Raw genomic sequence first — 22,458 nt, 5'->3', positions numbered from 1 at the left:
AAAAGAGGAGAACGCGTGAATAAAAAAATTAAGACTCCCTCCGTTGATTTCTTGTTTGAAGCAATATTAAGCTTAAAAACGCCAGAGGAATGTTATATCTTTTTTGAAGATATTTGTACCATAAATGAATTACTTTCTTTATCCCAACGATTTGAAGTAGCTAAAATGCTGCGTGAACATAAAACATACTTAGAAATTGCAGAGAAAACAGGTGCTTCTACTGCAACCATCAGCAGGGTAAACCGTTCGTTAAACTATGGGAATGATGGATATGATATGGTATTTAAAAGAATATTAAATTTAGAGGAGCCTCAGAAGGAAGATGCTTAACTGCTATTTCACTGGCTCATCATGATACGCAAAAAAGGATTGCCCCACTTAATTGCTAGGTACAATCCTTTTATTCTTTATACTTTCTTTTCTTTTGGTTTCTCTTTCTCTTTCTCTTTCGGCTTTTCTTTCTCTTTTTCCTTCTTGGATGCCATCGGAACCAGCTTTTCATCAATCATCTTTTCAATAATCATCTTTTTCACATAAACATCAAAGCTTAACATACAAATAAAATAGAAAGTAACTAAAAATTCACTTTCTTCATTTTTCTCTTTGTCTGTCATTACCCGCTCTGCTTTTTCATATTTTCTAATTACATCCTTTGAAAGGGAATCCACCTGTTCCTTCTCAAGCTTATATACCTCTTTATAAATGTCCTCAAGATTAAACTTTTTATTACCTTCATAAAACTTTTCCGTCAGCGGATCAAAAATATTCTGTATATCGCTTATTGATAGAAAACTCTTAAAATAATAGATGAAAATCAAAAGTAACATATGCTCTTTTGAATACTTTTTCTTGTTAGGAGAAGGCAGCAAATTATTTTTTGTATAATTATTAATCATGGTCTTTGTCAGCATTTTATCATCCTCATATCTCTTTGATGACTTCAAATGCTTGTCCATAAATGTTGTTACCTGATCCATATACAACTCAATATTTGGTATCTCGTCTGGCTTAATATAGTCCATGCCCCTGAGATTCTTTAATATAGCACGGATATATTCCTCATTGGTTGTTGCCAATATAATCACCTCTATGCTACATTATATAGTATTTATTACTGTATTACAAGCCATTTTTTTGTTGTAAAACCTATGAACCAATGCTATAATTAAAACGTATGTTTGTAAAAAATCGTATTTTGGGAGGCTGCAATGAGCATTTATGATACACTAAACCCAGAACAGTTAAAAGCTGTGAAACATAATAGGGGGCCACTGCTGATTCTGGCAGGTGCTGGTTCAGGAAAGACAAGAGTCTTAACACATAGAATTGCATATTTAATAGATGAGCTGGGGGTTAACCCGTGGAATATTTTAGCTATTACCTTTACCAATAAGGCTGCCAAAGAAATGCGTGAACGAGTTGATAACATTGTTGGCTATGGTTCAGAAAATATCTGGGTCAGCACTTTTCATTCTACTTGCGTCCGCATTTTAAGAAGATACATTGACCGGATTGGTTACACTACGAATTTTACCATTTATGACAGTGATGACCAGAAAACACTTATGCGTGAAGTATGTAAGTATTTAGATATTGATACGAAAATTCACAAGGAAAAGAGTCTTTTAGCAGCTATCTCCAATGCAAAGGATTCCTTGATCACTCCAGAAGAATTTGAAAAAAATAACCGCGGCGATTATGGAAAGAAAAAAATATCAGATGTCTACAAAGAATACCAGGCCCGTCTTAAAAAAAATAACGCCCTTGATTTTGATGATTTAATTTGTAAGACAGTGGAACTTCTGCGTACCAATCCCGATGTTTTATCCTACTACCAAAACCGTTTCCGTTATATAATGGTGGACGAGTATCAGGATACTAACACAGCACAATTTCAGCTTATCCGGACACTGGCATCTACAGTCAATGAAGAGGGCCAGACAGAACATAATCTTTGTGTTGTTGGAGATGACGATCAGTCTATTTACAAATTTAGAGGAGCCAATATTTATAATATTTTGAATTTTGAAACAGAATATCCTCAGACAAAAGTGATTAAGCTAGAACAAAACTATCGTTCTACCAAAAATATTTTAACTGCGGCAAACGAAGTCATTCACTGTAATACCGAGAGAAAACAAAAGAGCCTCTGGACAGATAAAGAAGAGGGTTCTCCTATTTTCTTTACTCAATTTGACAATGAACATGAAGAAGCAGAAGCAATTGCTGCGGATATTGAAAATGCTGTTGCTAATGAAGGGAAAAGTTACAGCCAGTTTGCACTTTTGTATAGAACCAATGCCCAGTCTCGTGTACTGGAAGAAAAATTAGTAAAGCATAACATCCCATATAAGTTAGTTGGTGGTGTAAACTTTTATCAACGGAAGGAAATCAAGGATTTGCTTTGCTATTTAAAAACAATTGATAATATTTCGGATGATCTTGCTGTAAAAAGAATAATTAACGTTCCCCGCCGGGGAATCGGCCTGACTTCCATCGACAAGATTAACCAGTATGCCATTGGCCACAATATCAGCTTTTATGAGGCACTAAAGCAAGTTGATTATATTCCTGGAATGAACCGCGGCGGCAGTAAAATTAGTTCCTTTGTCAGCATGATGGAAATATTAAAATCCAAGCTTAACAGCCCTGATTATTCCATTTTAGACTTGTATGATGAGATTCTGGAAGCCACAGGCTATGTGGACGAGCTGGAGGAAGAAGGAACTATTGAAGCTCAGACAAGAATTGAAAATATACAGGAATTTCGTAATAAAATTGTTACCTATTTGGATAATTGTGAAGAGGAGCCTTCTCTTAGCAGCTTTTTAGAAGAGGTTTCCTTAGTTGCTGATATCGATTCTGTGGCAGAAAGTACTGATGTGGTAATATTGATGACCCTGCATAGCGCCAAGGGCCTGGAATTTCCATATGTCTATTTATGTGGCATGGAAGATGGAATTTTCCCAAGCTACATGACTATCATATCGGATGATCCCATGGAAATCGAAGAGGAACGCCGATTATGCTATGTCGGAATTACCCGGGCTATGGAAAAGCTTTCTCTAAGTGCTGCCAGAATGCGTATGCAAAATGGGGAAACGAAATTTAATAAACCATCCCGTTTTGTATCGGAAATTCCCCGTTATTTAATAAAACAGTCCTCTAATTCCTTACAGCCACGATTTCCGCGTACTACAACCATAAGAGGTGCGATTTCTAATACAAAAACTACAGGACAGCTGTTTCAGAACTCACCTTATATCCAAAAGGGGATGTCTTTGCCAAAAAGTGAATCTGCTTCGTCACCAGATTACACTGTAGGTGATACTGTAAAACACATTAAATTTGGGAATGGTACCGTAACCGATTTGATTCCTTCTGGTAATGATTTTCAAGTCACAGTTGCATTTGACAATGGTACTGTTAAAAAAATGATGACTAGTTTTGCAAAATTAAAAAAATATTAGTAAAAAACATTTTTTTGTGGTATAATAAGCTTAGTATTTTGTTTTTTTTATGTTATAATATTCTACAGTTATTAGGAAAGGATGTGTCATAGTGGGTAATAAATTTGATGATATTTCAGCTAAACTTAATGAATTACTTGGAAAAAGAGAGCAAGAGCAGAAGAAAAACGCTATTGTTTGGATATTAGCAGTAATTGGTGCTGTAGCCGCTGTGGCTGCAATTGCTTATGCAGTTTACAGATATTTCACACCAGATTATCTTGAAGATTTTGATGATGATTTTGATGATGATTTTGATGATGATTTCTTCGAGGATGATGAAGTTGTAGAGGTAGACTCTGATGCCGCTGAACCTGCTGAAAACGACGCTGAAGCTGAATAGCTGAAAAAAACACCTGATAAACACTTTTTGTGTTTTCAGGTGTTTTTTTATTTAAACATTACATCTGTCTTGTTACATTCTTCAGCCATATCCTTTTCTTATACCGCATTGTAGATATAGGAAGCTTAATAAGTTCATCGCTCATAAGAAACAGATATACGATTTCAACTGGCCATTTCATTACAAATGCTGCCAATGCTCCTATTAGTATCGAACCGCCCCACATAGTTGACGCATCAATAACCATTCCGATTTTTGTATCGCCGCCAGCCCTCAGCACTCCTACTATTATGGTAGCATTAAATGCCTGAGCTGCTGTAAAATATGACATAACATAAAACATAAATATCACATAATCTCTTGCTTCCTCTGACAATACCATATAATTTAGTATAAAAGGCCTTGAAATCAGAATACAGGCTGCTGCAAAAGCACCAAACAAAATACTTAACCTTACAAATTTTTTTGCATATATTTCTGCCAGCCCATATTTCTGCTCTCCTATTATTTTCCCCAAAATAATAGCAGTTGCATTACATAGTCCAAAACATACAATGGTTGCCAGCTGTCTCGCCACCTGGGCAATCGAATTTGCCGCAACGGCAGAACTCCCCAGATGTCCAATAATAGCCGTATTCGTAGAAGTTCCTGCTCCCCACAATAATTCATTCATAATAACTGGAAGAGAATACACCAAAAAATCTCTGCCTAATATTCTGTCAAATTTAAATAAATAGCGAATCCGTACCTTTACTGTTTGATTCACAATATGTGCATATATAAATACTATAATGAATTCCACTATTCTTGCAATCAAGGTGGCTGTTGCAGCCCCGGCAATTCCCATCTTAGGAGAACCAAAATGTCCAAATATGAATATATAGTTCAATGACACATTTACCAAAAGTGATATTAAATATACAATGGTTGAAATCATCACTCTCTCAATACTTCTTATTATGTTAAGGTAAACCATGGTAACGGATAAAAATACATAAGAAACCGAAACGATTCTTAAATATTTAACGCCTTCTTTTATGACACTCTCTTCATCGGTAAATATTCTCATAATTTCATAAGGAAATAATTGAGTTGCTGCTGTGAATAAAACGGCTGCTGAGATTGAAATAGCAAGAGCCATGCCAATTACCTTTTCGATACTCCTTGTATCCCGTTTTCCCCAGTATTGAGCAGTAAGAACTGCGGCTCCTGATGTAATTCCAAAAAAAATCAGAGTCATAATAAACTGAATCTGCCCCGCCAGAGAAGAAGCAGAAAGCACCACTTCGCTTACCTTCCCTAACATAAAAACGTCTGCTGCGGTAACCCCTACATTAATCAGATTCTGCAATGCCATAGGGATTACCAGAGCAAACACTTTTTGATAAAATGCTCTGTTCTGTTCTTTTGAAAGGACAATACTGCTTCCTGTTTCTTTTGTATCCTTCATTTAAACACTCCTTATTCTTTTATGGCAGCCTGCGAAAATTCTGTTGTTACCAGATTTTCATATGGAACCTTTTCTTCCAAAACTTCTGCCTCCATTAAAATATCTTCCAGCAAAAGAAAACTTTCTTCCTCAAAAATGCTGTTTTCCTTCCAAGTATTTTGATTATAATACCTTGTCACAATATTTACAAGAGATTCTTTTTTTGTTTCTGGAAACTGCGGCTGAATTACGTCAGCAATTGTTTCAGGTGTATTTTCTGCAACAAATTCCAGTCCTTTTTGAATTGCATTTACAAATCCCTGAATGATTTCAGGATTTTTATTTAGATAGCTCTTTTTTGCACAGTATGCCGTATATGGAACAAGCCCGCTTTCCACACCCAATGATGCAACAACCTTTCCTTTTTTCTCAGCTTCTAAAGCTTCCGCGGAAGGTTCAAATTCAATTGTATAATCTTCATCTCCAGAGGCAAAAGCTTCCGCTGTCAGCCCAAAATCAATGTTTTGAATAATCGATACCTCTTTCTTAGGATCAATATTATTTTTCTTTAAGATATATTCAAAAACCATTTGTGGCATACCACCTGCCCGCCAAGGTACTAGAAATTAATTTAACCAGTTCCACTCATGTCGTAAAATGATTTCAGGAAATCCATTCTTATCTACCAGAATCTTTTCCACAAAAATTTCAATATCTTTCCGCGCAAGACTTTTGTTTTCTATCATACGTTCCAGTATTTCTTCTAGCGTTTCTGTTCCTTTACTTCCCTTATATTCCGCTCCCCATCCTTCTATTTCTCTAAGTTTCCTTTCCTTTAATTTAATTTTTCCTATCAACTCCTCTTGTAAGGAAAGAAACGCCTCCTTAATAAGTTCTTCTCTTTCTGGACATATGGAACATTCCTTCACCCTTTGCCTTACTAGCATCTTCAGCTGCCTTTTATGTTCAGCGATTTCTTCTCGTAATTCCTTTCCTTGACTATTTTTTCGTTGCTTTATTTTATCCACACCCTTCTGTTCCAGCCCCAAAAGCACAGACTCTAAATTATTCTTCAGCATTTTAATATATTCCATTAAATCCTCTACCAAGTCATTTTCGTTTATACGATGTGAGTATTCACAATATTGTTTTCCCTTTGACTGGTAGGTATTGCAGGCATAACTATTTTGCTTACCGTGGATTACGGTCAGACGGTTTCCGCAATCCTTACAGTACAAGCATCCACCAAATAAACTGATTTCCTTTCTCTGGCTCCGGTACCTATTTCGAATTCTTTTTTCCATTATTTCCTGTACTAATTCAAATTGATTTACACTGATAATTGCCTTATGATGATTAGGAAAAAGAAATTGCTCTTCCTCTGGTACCCGGTGATCCACTCCATGAATATTACTACGTGTCCTCTTATGGAGTCTGTAATTACCAATATAAAAATCATTTTTTAAAATATCCGAAACCATTCGTTCTGACCATTCTAGCACCACCTTGCGGTTTAACAGCTTTCCGTTAGCTAATGCCCTCTCTCGGATCATCATGGACGGTGTATCGATTTCCTTCTCGTTTAAAATTCCTGCAATTCTTCGATAACCTGCACCTTGTAAATATAGATCAAAAATATGACGAATTACCACTGCTTCCTTTTCAACGACCTGTATCTCTGCTTTACTTTGCTCCTTTCTTTCATATCCGAATGGAACCCCTATCATAAGCGTACCTTCTATTTGCTTTGCTTTTAAAACATTTTTAATTTTTTTGCTGGCATCCTTTACATACCTTTCATTATACCAGGTTTTTATCCCGATTAAATCGTCTGAATCTTTCCATGTATCATACTCATCATCTACAAGCAGCAGCCGTTTGCCCCGTTCCTTCAATTCATCTAACAGCAACAATACTTTTGCATTATGTCTGCCAATTCGGGACAAATCCTTTGCAATAACAGTATCAACCACTGTTTCCATATCGTTCATCAATTTTGAAAAGCCAGGTCGCTGCAGACTATATCCTGAGAATCCATCATCCTCATACCAACAGTCGATTTTTATTCCCTGGCGGCTGGCAAACTGTTCTATTATTAATTTTTGATTTTGAATTGATACATAATTTCTCTTGTCATCATCCCTTGATAACCGCACATATCCCACCGTCATATTTTTACCTCAATATTTTATGATTTTCAATTACTATATTCATATCTTCACTAATATGTTTATTTTTTCCTTCACATAAGACAACAACCCGGTACCCCTGCTCTATCCAATTTCTTTTCTCTACTTCTGCCTTTTTGACATCCGTTTGCCTCCGTATCCATAGATAATAAGTTTTTCGCTTTTTCATTTTATTTTCCATTTCCATATTATTACTATACTATATGCGCTTATCTAATAATATTTATTGATATTTACTAAATTTTTTTCTATAATTGGATTTAATTTCTGCTCAATTGACAATGAGTACACAATATGATATGATAATACTATAATAATATTTGGATTGTTACTGGTAATGCAGGCTATACCTTTTGCTTATGAATATTCTCTTTGAGGTTATTCTATATCATAGTGGGAATAGTCTTTTTTTGTTAAAATAATATAGAAAAGGAAGACGATGTGTACAGATGAAAGTTGTTAAAGTAATTAACAATAACTTAATAAAGTCCTATGATGAACAACACAACGAAATACTAGTTATGGGTTGTGGTCTTGGTTTTAAAAAGTCACCTGGCGATGAAGTCAATACTAGTGCAATTGAAAAAATTTATACCTGTGCCGATAAGACAAGTTCACATCAGCTTATTGGCTTGCTGGAGAAAATTCCCCTTGAACATGTACAGGTAACGAATGAAATTATAAGCTTTGCAAAGGCTTCATTGGGAAAGCGGCTGAATGAAAACATTTATATAACTTTAACAGACCACATTGATTTTGCAATAGAACGTCATAAAAACGGTGTTGTTCTAACAAATGCTTTATTATGGGAAATAAAAAAGTTTTATAGCCATGAATTTTTAGTTGGAAAAGAAGCGCTTTCAATGATTCATCGTAAACTCGGTGTTATACTGCCTGAGGATGAAGCGGCTTTTATTGCTTTACATTTAGTCAATGCATCCACAGAAGAGCTGTCCTCTATGTCAAAGGCAACAGAAATGACTAGAATGATGCAGAATATTATTAATATCATAAAAGAGCATTTCCAAATAGAATTGGACGAATACTCCATTCATTACGAACGATTTGTGACTCATTTAAAATTTTTTGCTCAACGAGTTTTTACAAACAATATTTTAGAGGAGCAAGATATTAATTTTTTAAGTTCTTTGAAAGAACAATGCAAAAATGAGTATAGATGCACATTAAAGATAAAGGATTATATGAAAAAAGAGTTTAATTGTGACTTGACGGAAGATGAAATGATTTATTTGACAATTCATATTAAAAGAATAACAGCAAAGTAGATTACAGGTTGTTACTTTTTACCTGAATAATCCTGCACAAAAGGGGGAATATTCTTGAATTATGAAAGCTTAGCTGAAACTATACTGCATTTTATAGGTGGAAAAGAAAATGTGAAAGAAATTACCTATTGTGCTACCAGACTACGGTTTACACTTGTAGATGATAGTAAAGCAAATACAGCTACGTTAAATGCAACGAAAGGTGTTAAGGGTGTTCTCTGTCGTGGAGGACAGTATCAGATTGTAATTGGCTGGGATGTAGGTAACGTATATAAAGAAATTATCCGAATTGGTAATTTTGATGCAGTAAATTGGTTTCAATGAAAACGAACTAAGAAAGGAAGATAATAAAAATGAAAAAATTTCAGTATACAATAACAGATGAATTAGGAATACATGCCAGACCTGCTGGAATGATTGTGAAAGCAGCAAATGGCTATAAAAGTTCTATTGCTATTGAAAAGGATGGTAAGAGTGTAGATGCCAGAAGGCTCATGGCTATTATGAGTTTAGGTGTGAAACAGGGTATGACCGTTACCATTACCATTGAAGGTGAAGATGAAGCTTCAGCCGCAGCTGCAATGGAACAATTCTTCAAGGAAAACTTATAAGGCAGATAAAATCCAAGCGTCATTTATTGTTTTTAGCAGTAAGTGGCGCTTTATTCTCTGTCAGCCACCTGCCCTGCCACCAATGACTGTTTTCCCTTTTATATTTTCCCACGAAAAATTTTCATTCAAATCTCTTGAAATCAAAAAATTTCCTGCTCTCTGTGTTAACTGGGCAAAATTTACTGCATAATCCCCTGCACCTTCCTGATATACATAGATCGAGGCTTCTGATCCCATAAAACCAATATCACATTCTCCTGAGAGTACCGCTGTCATAGTCTTATCAGCTCCCAGTCCGTTAACAAGCTCTATTTCAAGACCTTCTTCTTCAAAGTACCCCTTTTCAATGGCTACATACATTGGTGCATAAAAAATAGAATGTGCAACTTCATTTAATGTAACCTTAGTTAATTCACTTTTTTTCTGACAGCCGCTTAGTAATGTACTAACAAAAACAGCTGCTACAAGCAGCGAAAGGATTTTTCTTTTCATAACTCTCCTCCTTCTATTTCCTACTATACTATATGTGAAATCCAAAATATTGGTGAAATCCAAAATTCACAAAATTTGAAATAATTAATACATTAAAGTAGAAGAATGATGAATCTAACATGGATTTATTTACATTTTTTCTGATTTCACTGTGAAAGGAATGATTCTTATGAAAATATTCTCTAATCAGCCTATAGACTATGCTAGCATTGACTTTTCTAAATGGGAATCCATACAGGGCAGGTTTATCTCCATACACCTTGCCCGTACAGAATATATCCACAACTGCTTATCACTTCTGGATAAGTATATGCAGCGATATCCAAACCACCCAAATTCTCCGATTTGGGAAGCCTATATCCAGACCTTTGAAAACGAACTAGAGCAACGTTAAGAGGAAGCCATTGGCTTCCTCTCTTTGTTAATTATTTGCATCTGCCTTACTTCCTAAAGTAACGCTTAATGTTTTCTCTACCCATTTTCCATTACGTCTTTCCTTCACCACAAGGTCAACTGTGGTTCCAGCTCTGGTATATGATAAAATATTTTTCAAATCTTCATTGGTTGCAATGGTTTTACCATCCATTCCTATGATTACATTTCCAGCCTCTAATCCTGCCATATCTGCTGGTGAGCCATTGGTTACCTCATTCACATAAATACCAATTGGAATATCTATTCTTTGGGAATCTTCCTCTGAAACGTCCTTTCCAATGATTCCAAGATAAGCCTGTTGTGATTCATCTAATTGATCACGGGTCATTAAATCATTGATAATTGGAATGGCAGTTGAAATAGGAATAGCAAAACACATTCCTTCTACTTCTGTTAAAGCATACTTTACAGAATTAATTCCGATTACCTCACCTTTGGCGTTTAATAAAGCACCACCACTATTACCAGGATTAATAGCTGCATCCGTCTGCAATAATGTCATAGAAGCATCCTCCATAGAAACCTCTCTATCCTTTGCACTAACATAACCAACCGTTACAGATTGTCCGTAACCCAGTGCATTTCCAATTGCAATTACTTTTTCGCCAACCTGCAAGCTGTCGGAATCGCCTGTAGTAGCAACTAAAATGCTTTCCTTAGTAGAATCCTTTAAATCTTTAAATAAGACTGCAATTACAGCCAAATCAGACGTTGTATCCGTGCCTTTAATGGTTGCGGTTACTGTTTCGTCATCACAAAATGTAACCTTAACTTCTGGGTTCTCGCCTGCAACCACATGATTGTTGGTAGCAATTAGTACTTCTGTTTCATTTTGCCCGATAATAATCCCAGAACCGCTTCCAGTTACTGGTTGTGTATATTCTGTTCCAAAAAAGTCATAAGCTTCTAATGATGTTGTATTAATACTTACTATTGCAGGCATTACATTTTTTACTACCTGCGACACAGAATCTTCTGTAATGGATGCACTTTCTGTAGAATTAATTGTATTCTCATCAGAATCATCTGCAACATCCAGACTCTCCTGAGTATTATTACCTGAATGCTGGCTGCCATTTAGTTTTTCCGAAATCAAATGAACTCCAAAAATTCCTGCACCACCAAAAAAGCAGATTGTGATAACAATAGCAGCTACCATCAAAAACGTTTTGCCGCCTCCTGCTTTTTTCTTCTTAGGAGGAACCGGTACTGCATTTCCGTAATACGCTCCGTTCTGCATCGGAGCATTCTGGACAGCACCTCTGTTTCCAAGGTTTGAAAGCCCCTGATCCAACATAGCCGTAGTTCCATTATTGGAATTCTGATAATGCTGATTATTTCCATAATTATTGGTTCCATAGTTGTTATTTAAAGATTCTGTTTTACCACCATAAGAATCACCATAGCCTGTTTCCATTTCTCTATGAATTACATGATTAATCTCAGCCATTTCTTCTGGTGTCTTTCCATTTACGACGTTGACATCGTTGACCTTGTATTCAAAGCCGTCTCCGCCATTTACTCCATCTTGATTACCACTTCCATTAGAAAAATCATCTGGATTATACATAATTTCTAATTCCCCCTTCTGCTATCATTCACATTATAGTTAGAGTCTATCACCAATTTATGTTCACTTTGTGAATTCCAAATAACAAATTTGTGAAGTTCTTTATTTTGTATGAAAATTACCTAAAATCTTACAACAATGTGCTTCTTCCTTAATTCCATTCAAAGCATTTTTAACTCCAGGATCTTCTAAGTTACCTTCAAATTCCACAAAAAACCGATACTCCCACTTTCTTCCCTGAATTGGCCTTGATTCGATTTTAGTCATATTCAGATTATTATAAATAAAATGTGACATCATATTATAAAGTGTTCCACTAGCATGTGGCAGTTCAAAATAAATGCTTACCTTATTAGAATCAGAAAAATAATATCTTTTATTCGTAATAATAATAAATCTTGTAGAATTATTAGATTCCGAATTAATGCTTTCCTCTAAAATCTCCAGTCCATACTGCTGGCACGCTTTTTTACTGGCAATTGCAGCTTGGGTAATATCTTGTTCTTCCATCACCTTTCTAGCACTAGCTGCGGTACTCTGATATACCATTCCCGTCATATTTTCATGTTCCTCTAAATATTGAGCGCACTGTAATAATCCCTGCTGATGTGAATAAACGGTACGAATATCTTCTACTTTTGCACCAGGAACTCCCAATAAATTCTGATCCACTTTCACAATATGTTCTCCTATAATATAAGTATCATATTCAACCAGCAAATCATAAATGTCTGTAATCCCTCCAGTAGAAGAATTTTCAATAGGAAGAACACCAAAATGTGCTTTCCCCTGCTTAATTGATTCCATTACTTCTTTAAAAGTAGTCGTATTAAAATACTTGATATCTGTTCCAAAATACTCTTCCATTGCCTGTTCTGTATAGGAACCCTTTTCTCCATAACATACCACACACTTATTTTCCATATTTATCTGGCTGATTTTCATAAAAGCCAAATCGTCTTGATAAGATGGAATTAACCCATATTGCAGTTTTCGGCTCATTGACATAATCTGCGTGAATAATTCTTCAATTCCATGACGGTTAAATTCATTATCAGCCAGTTCCTTCAATGTGGAAAGTTTCTCATTTTCCCGTTCTTTATCAAATACCTTTTTCCCGGTCTGCTGCTTATATTCTGCAACCTCTTTTGCAACGCTCATTCTGCGCTGAAACAATTTCACAATATCCTGATCAATCTTATCAATCTCTGCTCTGCTTTCCAATAAATCCATTTGACACTTCGTCCTTTCTGCCTATGTAAATAAACATCTACACGATCATAAAAAATATTATATACCAGCCCACAATATTTTACAAGCACTATTGTTTTACATGAATATGTCGTCAACTTATTGTTGCAATGCTGTCCGCAGACATTTATAATAGATGTAACTTACTTCATATTGGAGGTGCAATTTTGAAGAAAAAAATCCCATTTATAGTGGTGCTCCTTGCTATTATCGGTTTTATAATTTATACCAATCTCACATATCGAATTGAATATAACCAGGACTCTGCATTGGGGAACACATCTGGTAATCTTCTGAATACTGGATTGTTCTGTGAGGATGATAATAAAATATATTTTGCCAATCATCTGGACAACGACTCCCTTTATGTAATGGATACAGACTGTACTAATTTTAAGAAAATATATAGCAACACCGTATCGTACATTAATGCAGAAGGTAAGTATATCTTTTATAACAGGGAAAACCGGAAAACAGAGAGCCAGGTAAAAAGTATCTTTGCAGTAAATACTGTTGGGTTATACCGCATTATAAAAAGCGGTAAACAATTGACTTCCTTATATGAAGGTCATGTGCTGTCTGCTTCTTTACTGGGCAATTATATTTATTACGATCATTATGATGATAAGACTGGACTGTCACTTCACCGGATAAAGCTAGATCAGACAGATGACACACGCCTTATCAGCCAGTCCATTACGCCAAATGGTTTCTCAGGATCGGATTTGTATTATTGCGGAACAGAAAACGATCATTACATTTATAAAATGAATCAGGAGACTCTGGCTACCGATATTGTTTACAAGGGTAACTGCGGCAGTCTTCTAGTACAGGATCGCTATATTTATTATCTGAATTTAGATGAGGATTATCATATCTGGAGAATCCAAACCGATGGAACTAATGAAATGGAAGTGGTAGACGAGGGCTGTAGTACTTATAACATTAGTTTAAGCGGAAAATACCTGTATTATCAGGTAGATGCTGGAGGCAACAGCCGTTTTTGCCGCATGAACCTTGAGACAGGTGAATCAGAGACCATACTGGCAGGCATTTTTACATCGATACATGTAACCAGCAACTATATCTTTTTCCGTGAATATGACACCAATAAAACATTTATGATTCCTGCTGGTGATTCTAATGAAGTTAGTGTATTTGAACCACCAGTGTTAAATTAGTTCATGTAAAAGCTGATATACATTTTTGCACAAGAGAGGGTGAATAGCGTTTGGTGCTATTTGAGCTAATGGTTTTAGCACAAACTCTCTCTTTTGCATTTCCACATGAGGGATTGTAAGATTATCCTCTCTAATCACTTTCTGTTCAAACAAAATAATATCTAAATCGATGGTACGAGGACCCCAATGTATCTCTCTTACCCGTCCCAGCTCATTTTCAATCTGAGCAATCAGTTCAAGAAGCTCCTCTGGTTCCAAAAGTGTTTTTACTTCAAGGGCACCATTTAGAAAATTATCCTGCTCTACATTACCATATGGCTCCGTTATTATAAAATCAGATATTTTAGAAATCTTACATTTCTCGTGTTCTCCCAACAGCTGTACTGCCTTCTTTAAATTAGCTTCCTTATCTCCTAAATTAGAACCAATACTTAAATATGCTGTGTTCCATTTTCTTGTAATCTCAATGGACACTGTCTTTAACGGCAATAAAATAGGCGCCCATGGCTTTTTTATCTCCACCGTCACTTCTTCCACTGTATACTTTAGTAAAATAGCAAATGCCAGTTGTTCTGCCGCTGCCTCAATAAGAGAAAATGTGTTGTTTGTCAAATACTCGTTGACAAAATGAGCAACCTCTGCATAACTGACAGAGTATTCCAGGTTATCCGTTACGCCAGCCTGTTTTGTATTTAAAAATAATGTTACTGATACTAAAAATTTTTGTCCTAAAAATGTTTCTTCTTGATAAACTCCATGATGTCCAAACACTTCCAAATCTACAATTTTAATTTTATCCATCTTCGTTACTCCTTACAGCTTTTCTTACAAAAGCCTGCTATCTCGAACCGCTTCTGTCATTTTTATTGCCCTCACATTTCCTTTTACATCATGGACTCTGACGAAGTGGCATCCTGCCATTACCCCCATTACAGTTGTCGCCAATGTTCCTTCTTCCCTCTCTGTCACCGGCAAATCCAGCGTTAAACCTATTACTGACTTTCTGGATGTTCCTAGTAAAATGGGAAGTTGAAATTCCAACAGTTGTCCAAGTTCCCGGATAATGGTCAAATTCATCTCATATGTTTTTGCAAAACCAACTCCAGGATCTATCATAATTCTACTTTTATCAATTCCCGCATCATACGCTGTTTTAAGCGATTGTACAATATCTTTTTTTACCTCCTCCATGAAGTTCGTATAAGAAGCCTGCTCTCTGTTGTGCATTATGCATACTGAAGCGTCAAACTCCTTAATCACACCAGCCATATCTGAGTCGTATCGTAACCCCCAGATATCATTAACCAAATCTGCACCTGCCTCTAAAGCTGCTTTGGCTACCCTGCTCTTGTAGGTATCAATAGAAATAGGAATATTCAACCTTCCTTTTAATTCTTTAATGACTGGCACAACACGTTTTATTTCTTCTTCATCTGAAATCTTTGTATAAGAAGGACGAGTGGATTCCCCACCCACATCAATAATATCTGCCCCTGCATCTTCCATTTCCTGGGCATGTCGAACTGCTTTCTCTATTCCCCTAAATTTGCCACCATCTGAAAAGGAATCTGGTGTGACATTTAAAATTCCCATTACGTATGTGTGGTTACCAAAAGAAAAATTTCTGTTTCCTATTCTCATATCTGAAATCATAATATTATCTCCATATTCTTTCTTGACTGCTCCCATTTACAGCTCTCTGTCATCTCACAAAGGAAACAACTCCTCGATAAAGTATCTGCTTCTGCAATAAAATCGCCTAACGAACTTTTATGTGGCTTACTTCTCTCCCTGTGCCCTGCAATTGCTTCTACTATTTCGTGGATTTCTTCCTCACTAAAGTTACAATCGAAAAGAATGGGGAGTGCCAGAATAATACTCCCTGATTCATGAGAACATTTTCCCTGATATTCATAAATACGCCCTAAATCGTGCAGCAGTGCAACTGCATAAATCTTTTCTTTATCCACTTTAACAGCTCTCTCATAAGAAAGGAGCAGCGCAATTCTAGCCACATCCATCTGATGTTGAAATCCATGTTTACAATATAATCTGTCCTTTTCATACTGATTCAATTGTTTCATTGCCTCTAAGTATTTCGGATGCTTCAAAATCTGATTTACTCTTTCCATACTTACCTCACTTCACGCGGAGACTATTCTATCCTTTGATAATCTCCAAAAAAGATTTTCTTAGTTCTTCCGATGTCTGAAATTCACCCCTTGTAGCAAAGGAAACGGTGGTTGCTCCTGGCTTTTTAATTCCGCGCATTGTCATACACATATGCTCTGCCTCAATGTAAACCATTACCCCCCTTGGCTGCAAATGTTCCATTATGTCATCTGCGATCTGACTTGTCATCTGCTCCTGAATTTGAGCTCTTCGTGCATATACCTCAACTGTTCTTGCCAGCTTACTTAGTCCCACAACCTTCCCATCTGGTACATAGGCGATATGAACCTTCCCATAAAACGGTAGAAAATGATGTTCACATACTGAGTAAAAGGTAATGTCCTTTTCAATAACCATTTCATTATTTGGTGCAGAAAATGTTTTTGTCAAATGGCAGCTGGCATCTTGTCCAATTCCTGCAAATAATTCTTCACACATGGAACTGATTCTTGTAGGAGTATCTAACAGTCCTTCTCTTGTAACATCCTCCCCAATTCCTTCTAAAAACAGCCTGACTGCTTCTTCTATTTTATTTTTATCTATCTTATTATTCATTTATTTTCATCCTTCCAAGACGTGTCTCTGAAATCTGTATTGAATTATAACATTTTTCCTTTGCTGCCGCAACTAATGCAGAAAAATACTAATTATTTGCATTAAAATATTCAATAACAGTTCCCAAGAAGGAAAGTGAGCCAAATACTAAAAACTTCTCTTCCCTGCATGTTGACACCCTCTCCAGCACACTCCTTATATCCTTTCCACATTCCACTATCTGACAATGTTTTTTTGCTATCCTTGAAAGCTGCTCTGCTGGCAGTCCTCTGGCACCAGGCGGAGTAATCGTAACTATTTTTTTCGCATATGGAGCTGTAATTTCCAATATTTTTTCATATTCCTTGTCTGCAAATATGCCAACAATGAAATTCCATTTCTGTTTAGGGAAATACAAATCCAGAGATTTGATTAAGGAATATGCTGCTGGCTGATTGTGCGCTCCATCTACCACTATAAGTGGTTCTGCGGATACCACCTGAAAACGCCCCGGCCACTTTGCCAGCTTCATTCCCTCCTTTACCGCCTGTTCTGAAATTAAATACCCTATTTTTCTTAAATGCTGTATCACCTCAAGGGCTAACGCTGCATTTTTAGGCTGATTTTCACCTAATATTGATATTTCAATATCAGAAAATTCCTTATAAGAAAAGATTGTTCCTTCCATTGACTGGGATTGAATTTGCAATTGTGTAAAATCACAGCAAAATAACTCTGTCCCTTTTTCTTGACACTGCTGTAAAATTACTCTTTGAACACTCACTTCCTGCACATAAGTAATCACTGGTACCTCATTTTTTATAATACCGCACTTCTCCCAGGCTATTTTTTCAATGGTATTCCCCAGCATTTTCATATGATCCATGCCAATAGCTGTCAATATACTGACCTCAACATTTTCCACTACATTAGTTGCGTCTAGTCTTCCTCCTAATCCCACTTCTAATACTACAAAATCACATTTTTCTTCTGCAAAGGCAAGAAAAGCCATCGCTGTCTCTATTTCAAATAAAGTGGGATGTGGAAAACCTTGATCCCTCATGGCACAAATACATTTTCGTATCTTGGTTAATAACTCAGCAACTGTATTTTGTTTTATATATTGATTTTCTTTTCCTTTTTGAAATTGTATCCGTTCACAATACTCTAAAATAACTGGTGAAACATATCTCCCAACCTTAAAACCTGCTGCTGCAAGAATGCTAGTTAGAAATGTACCTACAGACCCTTTTCCATTTGTACCTGCAATATGAAGCACCTTCTGATTTTTTTCTGGGTTTCCAAGCTGCCGTAACAGCTCTTTCATTGTATCAAGACCAAGTACCATTCCAAATTGACCGCATTCGTCCACATATTCCATTGCTTCTTTGTAATCCATAGTTCCGCTCCACTTAATATTTTTCGTCACATACCTGAAAAATATAAAATTTTAAATAATAAGATTCCTCTGCTGCCCATAAAATAGGATGATCTGCTGACTGTGTCCGATATTCAACCTGTCTTAAACGCTTATGCGCTGACTTAGCAGCCTGGCGGATTGTTTCAGCAAATAATTCTGGTGTCATAAAATGAGAACAGGAACAGGTGGCCAAATACCCTCCATCCTTTACCAGCTTTAAACCACGCATATTAATTTCACGATATCCCTTGGTTGCATTCTTAACAGAAGCCCTAGATTTTGTAAATGCAGGTGGGTCTAGAATTACAACATCATATCGTTCTCCTTCAGCCTCTAGCTTTGGCAAAAGGTCAAATACATCCGCACATTGAAATTTTGCTAGTTGCTCCACTCCATTTAATCTTGCATTTTCCTCTGCCTGTAAAATACCAGTCTCAGAAGCATCTACTCCAAGAACACTTTCAGCGCCAGCAATGGCAGCATTCAAGGCAAAGGAACCTGTATGAGTAAAACAGTCCAGTACTCTTGCACCTTTACAAAGCCCTTGTATTGCCTTGCGATTATATTTTTGATCCAGGAAAAAACCTGTCTTTTGTCCCTCAGCAACATCGACTATATACTTAACTCCATTTTCTTCTACTTCCACCTTTGTATCAAACGCATCTCCAATAAAACCCTTTACTCGTTCCATCCCTTCCAGGTTACGTACTTTAGCATCGCTTCGTTCATAAATACCGCGAATAATAATCCCATCCTCTGCAAGTATTTCCTTCAACACTTTCAAAATCACTGGCTTCATTTTATCAATTCCCAAAGCAAGAGACTGTACCACCAGCACATCTGAAAATTTATCGATTACAATGCCTGGCAGAAAATCTGCTTCTCCAAAAATAACGCGGCAGCTCTTTGTATCTACCGTTTTCTTTCGGTACTCCCATGCATTTCTTACCCGCATTCTTAAAAATGCTTCATCAATTACAGCATCTGCTTTTCTAGTCATCATGCGAACTGTAATTTTTGAGTTGCGATTCAGAAATCCCAGCCCCAGCGGATAACCGTCAAAATCATGTACCCTTACAACAGCGCCCTCTTCCACTTCGCCTTCTATTTTCTCTATTTCATTATCAAAAATCCAAAGACCGCCTTCCTTCAACGCCCTTCCTTCTCCCTTTTTTACATATACAACTGCTGTACTCATTCTTTTCTCTCCGTTCTATCTTTATCATGTAAGCAGTATAACGTAGAAGACATAAAATAGCAAGGGATAACAGCGGATAAAAGAAACAAAGGAGCCGCCACTTACAAATAATCATTTATCTGTAGAGCAGCCGCCCCTTTTTCCTATTTAGTTAACTTTTATTTGACCCGTCTGTTCTCTTGTTGTCAGGTCATATGCTGTAATCACTCCATTCAAATCTACTATATAAAGAGTATTTCCAATATAGACACCTCGATTATTATAAAAATAATTGCATTCGCTGTCAGAAACAGATTTTATTCTTTCTGTAAATCCCTGGTCTTCGTCGTACCCATATATCAAATAACCATTCTTGTAATCATCTGTAGTGATATAATTTCCACTCCAATCAAATCCCAATATATTTTTCTTTGGATCGATAAGCACCGCCTTGTGATTGTATAGTGCCTGTGAGTAGCAGTTTTCCAATACAATCTTATCCTTTTCAACTACATTTTCAGGATCTGAAATATCAAACATGGAAAGCTTTAAGCCAATTGTAGCATTGGTTTCAGGGTCCACTTCATTTCCGATTCCCAGCAGTAAATTATCTGACCAAAAGTGCAGATATTCAGAAAAACCAGTAATTTTTAATTCACCTACAATAACAGGTTTTTCTGGGTTTGACAAATCTACTGAAAACAGTGGGTCAACCTGGCGGAATGTAACAAAGTAACCAGTATCTCCAAAAAATCTAGCTGAATACACCCTCTCACCTTCGGCAAGATTTTCAATTTTTCCTATTACATTCAGGTTAGCGTCCATAACAAAAAGTGCATTCGTAGTAGAGGTCTGGCCTATAGGCAAAATAGAAATTCCGGCATATGGCTCCATCCTAACCATGTATTGCTCCTCCTCGCTGTCAACTTCCTCATAGATAGAAACAGTAGTAACAACTCTCAGATTTCCTTCATATTCATCCATTGCAAAGGTATCGCCAATATGCCCATCAATTTTTCCAGTCACCTCTCCTATAATTGTACCATCTGCATAGGAAAGCTTTGTAATCTGCGTAGAATCCTTTTCCCCCTCTTCTGCGTAGCAGGTATCTGCAATATACAAATTTTCTTTACTCATATAAAACTGATCTCCTGATGAAATGACTGCTTTGTAATCTTTAAAGTCAGCAGTATCTTCTAATGAAACAGCAGTAACTACTAAAAATCCCGCCGCATCTGGGTTTTCTGGAATAATAATCCGTTCTGGCTCTACCTTCGCATTATTGATACTTGGAACACAATCCTCCACATTTTCTGATTCATCTTCCATAATCCGATATAGCTGATAAGGTGCGTATTGGGAAATTGTATACAAATAGCCACCTGTCAAACGGGAGGTTGACAGCGCACCGTCCTGAGTCAGAGTATGGGTTAAAACTGGATTCTCTCTATTGGTAATATCATAAAACAGAATTTTTGTAATCGTATTATCATTATCATACACTGTTTGAAATAGAATGAGCTGATTACCCGTTACATAAAAGTCATTGCATTGTCCACTACCTTGAATCTCTCCTGCTTTTTCCATTTCACTTCCATTTACTTTTATGATATCTATGGAATACGTCTCGTAAGACGCATCACTGCAATTATAGTAATAAATATAATTGCCATCTACTTTAATCACATCTGCTTCATCAATATCCTCCACTTGGGTATTGGTTTTTGAAATAGAACCATTCAGTTCTGCGGTTCCTGTTGATACTCCGTCTTCGACAGTATCAGCTGTCATAGCATAATCATACATTTCAAATATCCTGGCAGATTCTGACATACCATTTTCATATACCTGTTTTAAAACCTGGTAAACCTGGTCATAACTTTTTGCACTTACGGGGATCTGCTTGCTTTCCTTTTCTATTCCTTCATTAACTTCCTGGCTGACGGCTTCTGATACAATGGCTTCGGTATTCTTAATTCCCTGTTCCGCCGGCCTTTCCTTTGCAAAATATACTGCACTAAGAGAAAGTCCAACAACGCCAATAAAACAGGCTGCCACTCCCAGTATTCTTGTAAGCTGAATTTTCTTTTTCTTACTATCTGTCTGCTGTACATTCTTTAACTTCTCTAACATATTTTCTGGCAAAACACTCTCTGGAATTTCAACATACTCTGCTTCTTCTTTCATGGCTCTCTCCAACATATCTAAATAATCTTCTTCCCAGTATTGGTCTTCCTTTTTATTCATACGAAACCTCCGTTTCATTTCTACATTCCAAGTTCTATCGCCTGTTTCATTTTTAGCAAGGCTCTTCGGTACTTTGAGCGAATGGTACTATGCTTTGTATGTAGTATTTCGCCAATCTCTTCTCCCTTATAGCCTCCAAAAACAAACATATTAATAATAACCCTTTCTTCCTTGGTTAACAGCTTCATCGCCTGAAATGCTTCTCCATCTTCCATTTCCTTTTCCATAACAGGAATGTTTTCATCTAATGTTACATCTTGTCTTAAATATTCCTTTTTCTTTTGTTTACACTTATTGCTCACTATTTTAAAAATCCAGCTTTTAAATGCCTGTGGCTCCTTCAGCTGTCTGATTGTCCGATAAGCATCTAATACCGCTTCACTCACTACATCCTCAGCATCCTGTTGGTTTTGTAACGTATAATAGGCAAAGCGGTACAAATCTCTGTATATCATTTTATATAATTGGGCAAATGCCTCTGCATCAGAATTTTGAGCTCTCCTAACGAATTCCTCCTGCGATTCCATTCACAGCCTCCTTTCGTGAAATGCATTTCATATATATAGTGTAAAATATGGGGCAGAATGTTGCATGGTTTTTTAAAATTTTTTG

At 36.5% G+C, this 22,458-nt stretch carries 21 protein-coding genes and 2 pseudogenes; 7 read left to right on the top strand and 16 right to left on the bottom strand.

Features of this window, described 5'->3' with window-relative positions:
• The first annotated feature begins 15 nt into the window (after positions 1-15).
• Positions 16-330, top strand: coding sequence for a YerC/YecD family TrpR-related protein (locus BM305_RS13160; RefSeq protein ID WP_092561578.1), 315 nt, complete (start codon positions 16-18; stop codon positions 328-330).
• A 77-nt stretch (positions 331-407) separates the two neighbouring features.
• Here the strand turns inward: BM305_RS13160 and BM305_RS13155 are convergent, their stop codons facing one another.
• On the bottom strand, positions 408-1,076 hold the full coding sequence (locus BM305_RS13155; RefSeq protein WP_330393477.1) for a DUF1836 domain-containing protein: 669 nt from the start codon (positions 1,074-1,076) through the stop codon (positions 408-410).
• A gap of 132 nt (positions 1,077-1,208) precedes the next feature.
• Here BM305_RS13155 and pcrA point away from each other — a divergent pair, with 132 nt between their 5' ends.
• On the top strand, positions 1,209-3,470 hold the full coding sequence (gene pcrA / locus BM305_RS13150; protein WP_092561576.1) for a DNA helicase PcrA: 2,262 nt from the start codon (positions 1,209-1,211) through the stop codon (positions 3,468-3,470).
• Positions 3,471-3,561: 91 nt separating this feature from the next.
• Positions 3,562-3,852: a DUF4366 domain-containing protein gene (locus BM305_RS13145; protein WP_242940540.1), complete on the top strand. Its 291-nt coding sequence runs from the start codon at positions 3,562-3,564 to the stop codon at positions 3,850-3,852.
• A 58-nt stretch (positions 3,853-3,910) separates the two neighbouring features.
• Here the strand turns inward: BM305_RS13145 and BM305_RS13140 are convergent, their stop codons facing one another.
• From BM305_RS13140 to BM305_RS13125, 4 genes and pseudogenes are all read right to left on the bottom strand, one after another.
• Positions 3,911-5,302, bottom strand: a complete 1,392-nt coding sequence (locus BM305_RS13140) for an MATE family efflux transporter (RefSeq protein ID WP_092561572.1) — start codon at positions 5,300-5,302, stop codon at positions 3,911-3,913.
• An 11-nt stretch (positions 5,303-5,313) separates the two neighbouring features.
• Positions 5,314-5,892: pseudogene (locus BM305_RS13135) on the bottom strand (ABC transporter substrate-binding protein); the annotation flags it as partial.
• Between the two features lie 15 nt (positions 5,893-5,907).
• Positions 5,908-7,452, bottom strand: coding sequence for a recombinase family protein (locus BM305_RS13130; protein ID WP_092561568.1), 1,545 nt, complete (start codon positions 7,450-7,452; stop codon positions 5,908-5,910).
• A gap of 4 nt (positions 7,453-7,456) precedes the next feature.
• A complete protein-coding gene (locus BM305_RS13125; protein WP_092561566.1) occupies positions 7,457-7,639 on the bottom strand; it encodes a hypothetical protein in 183 nt (60 codons plus the stop codon).
• A gap of 280 nt (positions 7,640-7,919) precedes the next feature.
• Between BM305_RS13125 and licT the strand changes: the two genes are divergently transcribed.
• From licT to BM305_RS13110, 3 genes are read left to right on the top strand one after another with little or no spacing between them, the layout of a single operon-like run.
• Complete coding sequence (gene licT, locus BM305_RS13120; RefSeq protein WP_092561564.1) at positions 7,920-8,756, top strand: BglG family transcription antiterminator LicT; 837 nt, start codon at positions 7,920-7,922, stop codon at positions 8,754-8,756.
• 54 nt (positions 8,757-8,810) lie between these two features.
• Entirely contained in the window at positions 8,811-9,080 is a 270-nt protein-coding gene (locus tag BM305_RS13115) for a PTS transporter subunit EIIB (RefSeq protein WP_092561562.1), read from the top strand.
• A 29-nt stretch (positions 9,081-9,109) separates the two neighbouring features.
• Positions 9,110-9,367, top strand: a complete 258-nt coding sequence (locus BM305_RS13110) for an HPr family phosphocarrier protein (protein ID WP_092561560.1) — start codon at positions 9,110-9,112, stop codon at positions 9,365-9,367.
• Positions 9,368-9,430: 63 nt separating this feature from the next.
• On the opposite strand, the pseudogene BM305_RS13105 reads toward BM305_RS13110, so the two are convergent.
• The 3 genes and pseudogenes from BM305_RS13105 to pheA all read right to left on the bottom strand — a co-directional run.
• Positions 9,431-9,859: pseudogene (locus tag BM305_RS13105) on the bottom strand (ABC transporter substrate-binding protein); the annotation flags it as partial.
• Positions 9,860-10,280: 421 nt separating this feature from the next.
• Positions 10,281-11,864 (bottom strand): S1C family serine protease, encoded by a 1,584-nt coding sequence (locus BM305_RS13100; RefSeq protein WP_092561556.1) that lies wholly within the window; start codon positions 11,862-11,864, stop codon positions 10,281-10,283.
• A gap of 102 nt (positions 11,865-11,966) precedes the next feature.
• Positions 11,967-13,097: a prephenate dehydratase gene (pheA, locus tag BM305_RS13095; RefSeq protein WP_092561554.1), complete on the bottom strand. Its 1,131-nt coding sequence runs from the start codon at positions 13,095-13,097 to the stop codon at positions 11,967-11,969.
• A gap of 185 nt (positions 13,098-13,282) precedes the next feature.
• Here pheA and BM305_RS13090 point away from each other — a divergent pair, with 185 nt between their 5' ends.
• The gene (locus tag BM305_RS13090) at positions 13,283-14,296 is read left to right on the top strand and encodes a DUF5050 domain-containing protein (RefSeq protein WP_177214728.1); all 1,014 of its coding nucleotides are present in this window, start codon (positions 13,283-13,285) and stop codon (positions 14,294-14,296) included.
• On the opposite strand, the gene folK is transcribed toward BM305_RS13090, so the two are convergent.
• The 8 genes from folK to BM305_RS13050 all read right to left on the bottom strand — a co-directional run bounded on the left by folK (position 14,288) and on the right by BM305_RS13050 (position 22,373).
• Positions 14,288-15,097: a 2-amino-4-hydroxy-6-hydroxymethyldihydropteridine diphosphokinase gene (gene folK, locus BM305_RS13085; RefSeq protein ID WP_092561550.1), complete on the bottom strand. Its 810-nt coding sequence runs from the start codon at positions 15,095-15,097 to the stop codon at positions 14,288-14,290. The two genes, BM305_RS13090 and folK, sit on opposite strands and share 9 nt — an antisense overlap.
• Positions 15,098-15,121: 24 nt before the next feature.
• Positions 15,122-15,937 carry a dihydropteroate synthase gene (gene folP / locus BM305_RS13080; protein ID WP_092561705.1) on the bottom strand — a complete coding sequence of 272 codons (816 nt, stop codon included), beginning with the start codon at positions 15,935-15,937 and terminating at the stop codon, positions 15,122-15,124.
• Between the two features lie 8 nt (positions 15,938-15,945).
• Positions 15,946-16,428, bottom strand: coding sequence for an HD domain-containing protein (locus BM305_RS13075; RefSeq protein WP_092561548.1), 483 nt, complete (start codon positions 16,426-16,428; stop codon positions 15,946-15,948).
• A gap of 28 nt (positions 16,429-16,456) precedes the next feature.
• Positions 16,457-17,023: a GTP cyclohydrolase I FolE gene (gene folE, locus BM305_RS13070; RefSeq protein ID WP_092561546.1), complete on the bottom strand. Its 567-nt coding sequence runs from the start codon at positions 17,021-17,023 to the stop codon at positions 16,457-16,459.
• Positions 17,024-17,111: 88 nt separating this feature from the next.
• Entirely contained in the window at positions 17,112-18,401 is a 1,290-nt protein-coding gene (locus BM305_RS13065; protein ID WP_092561544.1) for a bifunctional folylpolyglutamate synthase/dihydrofolate synthase, read from the bottom strand.
• Between the two features lie 13 nt (positions 18,402-18,414).
• A complete protein-coding gene (locus BM305_RS13060) occupies positions 18,415-19,620 on the bottom strand; it encodes a class I SAM-dependent rRNA methyltransferase (RefSeq protein WP_092561542.1) in 1,206 nt (401 codons plus the stop codon).
• A 147-nt stretch (positions 19,621-19,767) separates the two neighbouring features.
• On the bottom strand, positions 19,768-21,846 hold the full coding sequence (locus BM305_RS13055; protein ID WP_177214727.1) for a beta-propeller domain-containing protein: 2,079 nt from the start codon (positions 21,844-21,846) through the stop codon (positions 19,768-19,770).
• A gap of 20 nt (positions 21,847-21,866) precedes the next feature.
• Positions 21,867-22,373, bottom strand: coding sequence for an RNA polymerase sigma factor (locus BM305_RS13050; protein WP_092561538.1), 507 nt, complete (start codon positions 22,371-22,373; stop codon positions 21,867-21,869).
• Positions 22,374-22,458: the final 85 nt, after the last annotated feature.

The sequence above is a fragment of the Anaeromicropila populeti genome, from assembly GCF_900112775.1.
In the GTDB taxonomy this organism is placed as follows: Bacteria; Bacillota; Clostridia; order Lachnospirales; family Lachnospiraceae; genus Anaeromicropila_A; species Anaeromicropila_A populeti.
Note: the sequence above shows the minus strand (reverse complement) of the source record. Positions and strands in the feature narration are given on the sequence as shown.